Source organism: Pseudoalteromonas sp. GutCa3 (assembly GCF_002836155.1).
GTDB lineage: Bacteria > Pseudomonadota > Gammaproteobacteria > Enterobacterales > Alteromonadaceae > Pseudoalteromonas > Pseudoalteromonas arctica.
Genome location: NZ_PJBK01000062.1, coordinates 1 through 1,425, shown reverse-complemented (window position 1 = coordinate 1,425; position 1,425 = coordinate 1). Strand labels below are relative to the sequence as shown.

Annotated in this window: 1 protein-coding gene; it reads right to left on the bottom strand. The window is 42.6% G+C overall.

All coding sequences use genetic code 11. From position 1 onward, the window contains the following. Positions 1-13: 13 nt before the first annotated feature. Entirely contained in the window at positions 14-1,345 is a 1,332-nt protein-coding gene (locus tag CXF64_RS09945; protein WP_024589925.1) for an IS4 family transposase, read from the bottom strand. Positions 1,346-1,425 lie beyond the last annotated feature (80 nt).

Sequence of the window (1,425 nt, the reverse complement as noted above, 5' to 3'; positions counted from 1 at the left end):
TAACACCACTCGTTTAAGAACGAGTGGTGTTTTTTCGTTTATACCTAACTGGATATTTTTGTGTCTTTGCGAGCACCGTTCGCGGATAAGCTTTTCGCTTTCTTTTCTCCGGTAATATTAGCCGTTTACCGTTTTCACGTAGTTCTTTTAGCTTTTTAGGGATTGTCCCGGGGCTTCGACCTGAGCACCATAAAAACTCGTCTTGTATTAGGTATAATGCGTTTATGAAACTGATGCGTAATGGCTCCACTTTATGGGCTTTAGCCATCTCTGCCATTTCAAGTCTCACGATATTGTATGACGTCAGAATACCCCAGAGCTCTTGATAAATACCTTCCTGTTTCAAGCTCCGTAGCGCTGGCTTATTAGATAATTGATATTGCTTGAGCTCACCATATCCTCGCTCTATTTCCCATCGTTGCCAATAAACATCGAGTAGCGCTTTCAGCGGGTACTTTTCTGGACAGGCGCATGAGGTGATGAACCCTTTTATTTCACCTTTAGGTGTCGGAATTTGAATAAGCCTTGCTTGCCATGTATCACCTAGGTAAGGGGCTGATTTTTTAGCTTGTGGCGAAATAGGCATTGTTATTAAGTGGTCGTAATCGCTAAATGATTCCGTTATTTCATAGCGCATTTTACTTTTGATGGGCGTAAGCCAATGATGATTTTCGCTAACACCTTGCCAGCTCGTGAATAGTTCAGCCGAAAAGAAACCTCTATCAAATAGAGTTAGTGAATGTTCAGGTGCTGAGCCAACAAGCTGTTGAGCATAATGAATTTCACTTTGAGTAATGGGGCCAAACGCTGCATCGGATATTAAATGCGTTCTTGTCGACATCAAGGTTACAGCAAGTACTGAGGGGAAGTTCGTTGTCGATTGAGCATAGCCAAAATGACGGTTACTCGGCGTATCTTGGGTTTTAAATTGTGTACCGTCAACGCTTAGCAGCTTTAAACCACACACGTCATCAAAAGTTTGCGACTGCTCCCACTGCGTTGCTGTATGTTTAAAAAGGTGTTTCATAGGCGCTGCGCCTAGCTTTTCTTTCCCTTTTATAATACTGCTGGTCGCCAATGGTGGAAGCTCTCCTTTAGCGTCAGGAAAAGCGAGCTCTAGTTTGTCACAGACTTCAGATATTGAGCGGTTTCTTAATAAACCAATTCCTAACACAAGCCAAGCGGCTTGTTCTGCGGGGAAGCGTCGTTTGCGTACAGAGGCTCTTCCTGTTTGGGTAACAGCTTCTTCAATCCACTCAAGGGGAATGTGCTTAGTGAACGAATCAATATCACGATCTTGGCAAAACTCAGTCGTAAGGTGTAATTCTTTAATAAATTCAGACATAAAAATAGGCCACAACTTCTGTTGTAGCCTATTATGAGCCCTTTGAAAGATCGTTCAATTAGCTTAAACGATCTGCATTA